Below are 5063 nucleotides of genomic sequence, written 5' to 3'. Positions count from 1 at the left end.
AAATACGCGATTGTGGATATCCGGGACTACGAAAAGACGCTGGCCACCATTAAGCTGATGAATGAGCTGGACAAGGGGCGCAGGTCCGGAGAAGAAGAGGGGTGGCTGACACTGGAGGCGGTGAAGGAGTCTCTGGGTATTGCCGATGAATAAGATACACGTATCCAAAAAAGCCCGGGCGGATTTGACTGAAATCAAACGTTACATTGAGGTGGAATTGGAAAACCCCACCGCCGCCCGCGCTGTGACACGCAGGATCACCGATGACATCCACGCCCTGCGGGACCACGCCATGCTGGGCGCGCCGCTGCATTCCGCCGCCGCAGCTCCCGGAAACTATCGGTTCCTTGTGACCGGAAATTACCTCACCTTCTACCGGGTCTCCGGCGCCGATGTCTATGTGGACCGTATCCTCTACGGACGCCGGGACTATCTCGCCTACCTGTTCGGCAAATCCTCCCCCCAGGAAAACAGCTGAAACTCCGCCCGGCGCAGTCTGACCTGTGCCGGGCGGCGCGTTTACTCGTTCTTTCCGTTTTCCTGGGACTCCAGATATTCCTCCATCACCTGGACCACCAGAGCCGACACGCTTTTCATCTCCCTTTTGGCCTGCGCGGTGAGGCGCTCCTTCAGGTCCTTGGTGACCCGGATGCCCAGCTGGGCGTCAATTTTCGGCATAATCGTCACTCCTTTGGACCATTATAATATCTGATCCGTTATTTGTCCAATTATTTTGCAGCTTTATCACAGAGGCCCCCGTTTTCGCCCGCGTCACAGCCGTAAAACAGAGGAAACTTTCCTCCCGCGGGACGGGCAGCGGGGAAGCGGTTTGCCCGCAGTACAAGCATATGGCGGCTATATACAATAGCGCCCCCTTTTCATGGTCAAATATTGTCGAAAAGACAGCCTCCTTCCTCGACAAAATTTGACATTTTTGCGATTCATTTTGTGTAAAAATAGGGGAGAAGGGGGTTTTACCATGAAAACAGACGAAACGATGCTGACAGCGGAAGCTTACAACGCGCTCTATTGCAAAGCCTTTGCCCGGCTGGACGAAATCAGCCGCATGGCCGAGGCGGCAATGAAGGAACTGGAGGAGCTTCAGCTGGCTATGGCGGAGGAGGTCCCCTTTGCCGGGACAGAGCAGAGGGGGGGAGAATAAAATTTTCTTGTGACTCTTAGACTTTTTCCTTTACATTAAGGAAAAACTGTGATATATTATCCGGGCACAGCAAGTGCGCCGTCCATCGCTTGGCCGCTGGGACACAGCCTGCGCAGGTGCGCGGGGGATCACCCGCCCGCAGCCCGGCCCTTGGACAAAACATATGAAAGGTGGAATTTCCCATGATCCGCAAGGACGAAAAAACGGTCGTAATTGAGGCCAACCGCACCCACGAGAACGACACCGGGTCCCCCGAGGTCCAGATCGCCATTCTCACCGCCCGCATCAACGAGCTCACCGAGCATCTGAAGGTGCATATCCACGACAACCACAGCCGCCGCGGCCTGTACAAAATGATCGGTAAGCGCCGCAAGCTGCTGGACTACCTGATGGCCAAGGATATCGAGCGGTACCGCGCCATTATCGCCAAGCTGGGCATCCGTAAGTAAGGAGCGGAGGGTCCTAGCCGCTGTAAGCAGGCGAGGCGTGACCACATTTGCTTCATAGGGCGGCGCGTTCTGCGTACCGCCCTATGTTCGCATTATAGAAGCCGGCGTTTTGCTGGTCTTTTAGCAGTTGAACCCGGGCTTGCGCCGGGCTCAAACCCGAGTTCAAGTGCTAAAGGGCAGTGAACGCTCCGGACACCAACGAAAAAGGAGAATCAATATGTCTACCATTATCAAGCACAAGCAGTTCCCCAAGTTCAAGAGCTGGACCATGGACCTGTGCGGCCGGCCCCTCACCATTGAAGTGGGCAAGGTGGCCGAGCTGGCCAGCGCCTCCGCCCTGGTGAAGTACGGCGAGACCACCGTTATGGTGGCGGTCACCGTTTCCCCCCGCCCCCGGGACGGCATCGACTTCTTCCCCCTGAGCGTGGAGTTTGAGGAGAAGCTGTACGCCGTGGGCCGTATCCCCGGCAGCTTTATGCGCCGTGAGGGCCGTCCTTCTCTGCCCGCTGTGCTGGCCAGCCGCCTCATCGACCGGCCCATGCGCCCCCTGTTCCCCTACGACTTCCGCAACGACGTGTGCATCCAGTGTACCGTGATGAGCGTGGACTACGACTGCTCCCCCGAGGTGGCCGCCATGATCGGCGCCTCCGCCTGTGTGAGCTACTCTGAGATCCCCTTTGCCGGCCCCATCGGCTGCCTGGAGGTGGGCTTCTGCGACGGGCAGATCGTCCTCAACCCCAACCAGGAGCAGCGCAAGACCAGCCGCATGGACGTGACCGTGGCCGCAACCCGGGAGAAGGTTGTGATGATCGAGGCGGGGGCCGACGAGATTCCAGACGAGATCATGTACGCCGGCATCGTCAAGGCCCACGAGGAGATCCGCAAACAGATCGACTTTATCGACCAGATCGTGGCCGAGATCGGCAAGCCCCAAATGGAGTACGACCACGCCCAGTTCAACCAGGAGCTCTTTGACGACATTGTGGCCAACTTCATGGACGAGGCCAAGGCTGCCATGGACACCGACGATAAGACCGTTCGGGAGCAGCGCTGGAACGAGATGATCGACCACTGGCACGAGAAGTATCTGGAGGAGTATCCGGATATGGACCAGTATCTGGAGGAATTCACCTACAAGTTCCAGAAGAAGATTGTCAAAGCCTGGCTGCTGGAGGGTCACCGGGTCGACGGCCGTGCCCAGAACGAGATCCGCCCCCTGGCCGCCGAGGTGGGGGTGCTGCCCCGGGTCCACGGCTCCGGTCTGTTTACCCGGGGACAGACCCAGGTGCTGTCCGTCTGTACCCTGAACACCCTGGCCGCCTCTCAGAAGCTGGACACCATCTGGGAGGAGACCGAGAAGCGCTATCTCCACCACTACAACTTCCCGCCCTACTCCGTAGGCGAGGCCCGGGCCCCCCGCTCCACCAACCGGCGGGAGTACGGCCACGGCTTCCTGGCCGAGCGGGCCCTGGCTCCCGTGCTGCCCAGTGTGGACGACTTCCCCTACGCCATCCGCGTGGTCAGCGAGGTGCTGTCCTCCAACGGCTCCACCTCTCAGGGCTCCATCTGCGGCTCCACCCTGGCCCTGATGGACGCCGGCGTGCCCATCAAGGCCCCTGTGGCCGGCATCTCCTGCGGCCTGATTCAGGACGACAACGGCGGCTTTACCACCTTCATCGACATCCAGGGCGTGGAGGACTTCCACGGCGAGATGGACTTCAAGGTGGCGGGCACCAAGTCGGGCATCACCGCCATCCAGATGGACCTGAAGAACGACGGCCTGACCCATGAGATCATTAAGGAGGCCCTGGACATCACCCGGGACGCCCGGTTTGCCATCCTGGACCAGGTCATGCTGCCCTGCATCGCCGCCCCCCGCCCCGAGGTGTGCAAGTGGGCCCCCAAGATGATTACCATGAAGATCGACCCCGACAAGATCCGCGAGGTCATCGGCAAGGGCGGCTCCGTCATTCAGAAGATCACCGCCGACTCGGGGGCTCAGGTGGACATTGAGGATGACGGCACCATCCACATCGCCTCCCCCAACGCCGCAAGCTGCGACGCCGCCAAGAAGATGATCGAGACCATCGTCTTCGTCCCCCAGGTGGGCGAGCTGTATTACGGCAAGGTGGTGCGTATCCTCCAGTTCGGCGCCTTCGTGGAGCTGGCCCCCGGTAAGGACGGCATGGTCCACATCTCCAAGCTGGCCGAGCGCCGGGTCGAGAAGGTGGAGGATGTGGTCAACATCGGTGATATGATCTGGGTCAAGGTTACCGAGATTGACGAAAAGGGCCGGGTCAACCTCTCCTACAAGGACGCCCTCCGGGAGATCAAAGCCCGGAAAGAGGCCGGTCAGCCCATTAAGTAAGCAATAAAATTTCAGCGGGACGGTTCGCCGTCCCGCTTTTTGCTGCTAGTCAAACAGTTCCCATATCTTACATTGGAACACATCTGCCAGTGCGGCGGCATCATCCACAATCATTTCTTCCGGAATTTTGCCCCGCTCCAATTCCTCCAGCATTTCCAGTGGGAGTCCGCTGCGTTTGGCCAACCCCGATAATGTCAGTCCCGCCTCCTTCCTCCGGCTCCGAATCTCTTTGCATAGTTTTAATTCTATCTCATTTTCAATCAAATTTATCACCTCACGAAGATTATGCCAGAAATTCTGCCAAAAGTCAATGGCATAAGTTCTGCCATATATAATAAATTTGAGGTGAATCCGATGATTTATTATAATATTCGCAATTTAAGGGAGGATAACGACTGGACACAGCAGTATGTGGCGGACCAGCTTGGGGTCAATCGACGCACCTATTCAGCCTATGAAACAGGAACAAACTCTATGACACCAGAAACGCTGATTCAGTTGGCGGAGCTATACAATACCAGTGTGGATTATCTGCTGGGACTGACAAAAGAAAGAATGCCATATCCAAGGTAGGGCAGGCGGTAAAGTTTGACAATATACGCCCCGGTATAGTAAAATAAAAATACCCCTCAGACAGAGGGGGCAGAAAGACAGCGCTGTTACATATTGGCGGTTGGCCCACCGTTATGACCCAAAATCCAAAACACGACCCAGCGAAGCGGTTGTGTTTTGGAGCGGACTTTGCTCCGACGAGGGGAGGTGGTGCAGATGGGAAACGGCCGCGGGATGAAGGTCCTGCGTTTCGTGGTGTGCGCAGCCATTACCGTTCTGGTAATGCTCCTCACCGCCCCAAAAGCGTGTTGACCGCTCGGCTGGTACCCAAGCGGTCAACATTTTAACTTGTTGACAATATAGGGCCAACCGTCAGTGACGGCACCCTTCTGCATTCATTATACCAATTTCCGCGCCTTTGTCAAGGGGCCATTTCTTTGCAGCTTTAATTCGTAAAGTATCTTTTGTAGGGTGGAATGACCCTAGCCTGCCACTTTGTGGCCCTGCGCCAGCAGGGCCCGTCCCTCGTCCC

General features: G+C 57.4%; 7 protein-coding genes. 5 read left to right on the top strand and 2 right to left on the bottom strand.

The window, feature by feature from the left end:
* Positions 1-145: 145 nt before the first annotated feature.
* Positions 146-478: a type II toxin-antitoxin system RelE/ParE family toxin gene (locus tag D1646_RS02505; RefSeq protein ID WP_160634927.1), complete on the top strand. Its 333-nt coding sequence runs from the start codon at positions 146-148 to the stop codon at positions 476-478.
* 41 nt (positions 479-519) lie between these two features.
* Here the strand turns inward: D1646_RS02505 and D1646_RS02500 are convergent, their stop codons facing one another.
* Positions 520-678, bottom strand: a complete 159-nt coding sequence (locus tag D1646_RS02500) for a hypothetical protein (protein WP_160634925.1) — start codon at positions 676-678, stop codon at positions 520-522.
* 301 nt (positions 679-979) lie between these two features.
* Here D1646_RS02500 and D1646_RS02495 point away from each other — a divergent pair, with 301 nt between their 5' ends.
* The 3 genes from D1646_RS02495 to D1646_RS02485 all read left to right on the top strand — a co-directional run bounded on the left by D1646_RS02495 (position 980) and on the right by D1646_RS02485 (position 3979).
* Positions 980-1162 (top strand): hypothetical protein, encoded by a 183-nt coding sequence (locus D1646_RS02495; protein WP_160634924.1) that lies wholly within the window; start codon positions 980-982, stop codon positions 1160-1162.
* Between the two features lie 182 nt (positions 1163-1344).
* The gene (gene rpsO, locus D1646_RS02490; RefSeq protein ID WP_160634923.1) at positions 1345-1611 is read left to right on the top strand and encodes a 30S ribosomal protein S15; all 267 of its coding nucleotides are present in this window, start codon (positions 1345-1347) and stop codon (positions 1609-1611) included.
* Positions 1612-1828: 217 nt separating this feature from the next.
* Entirely contained in the window at positions 1829-3979 is a 2151-nt protein-coding gene (locus D1646_RS02485) for a polyribonucleotide nucleotidyltransferase (protein WP_160634922.1), read from the top strand.
* Positions 3980-4024: 45 nt separating this feature from the next.
* Here D1646_RS02485 and D1646_RS02480 read toward each other — a convergent pair whose 3' ends face one another.
* Positions 4025-4243 (bottom strand): helix-turn-helix domain-containing protein, encoded by a 219-nt coding sequence (locus D1646_RS02480; RefSeq protein WP_160634921.1) that lies wholly within the window; start codon positions 4241-4243, stop codon positions 4025-4027.
* Positions 4244-4264: 21 nt separating this feature from the next.
* Here D1646_RS02480 and D1646_RS02475 point away from each other — a divergent pair, with 21 nt between their 5' ends.
* Positions 4265-4552: a helix-turn-helix transcriptional regulator gene (locus tag D1646_RS02475; RefSeq protein WP_347565114.1), complete on the top strand. Its 288-nt coding sequence runs from the start codon at positions 4265-4267 to the stop codon at positions 4550-4552.
* Positions 4553-5063: the final 511 nt, after the last annotated feature.

This window comes from Pseudoflavonifractor sp. 60 (genome assembly GCF_009911645.1).
GTDB lineage: Bacteria > Bacillota > Clostridia > Oscillospirales > Oscillospiraceae > Lawsonibacter.
This window is presented reverse-complemented; position numbering and strand designations above follow the sequence as displayed.

What these genes read in the sequence shown, in the direction of transcription:
- D1646_RS02505 (WP_160634927.1), top strand. Translation starts at nt 146, where the DNA reads ATGAATAAGATACACGTATCCAAAAAAGCCCGGGCGGATTTGACTGAA.
- D1646_RS02500 (WP_160634925.1), bottom strand. Translation starts at nt 678, where the DNA reads ATGCCGAAAATTGACGCCCAGCTGGGCATCCGGGTCACCAAGGACCTG.
- D1646_RS02495 (WP_160634924.1), top strand. Translation starts at nt 980, where the DNA reads ATGAAAACAGACGAAACGATGCTGACAGCGGAAGCTTACAACGCGCTC.
- rpsO (WP_160634923.1), top strand. Translation starts at nt 1,345, where the DNA reads ATGATCCGCAAGGACGAAAAAACGGTCGTAATTGAGGCCAACCGCACC.
- D1646_RS02485 (WP_160634922.1), top strand. Translation starts at nt 1,829, where the DNA reads ATGTCTACCATTATCAAGCACAAGCAGTTCCCCAAGTTCAAGAGCTGG.
- D1646_RS02475 (WP_347565114.1), top strand. Translation starts at nt 4,265, where the DNA reads ATGCCAGAAATTCTGCCAAAAGTCAATGGCATAAGTTCTGCCATATAT.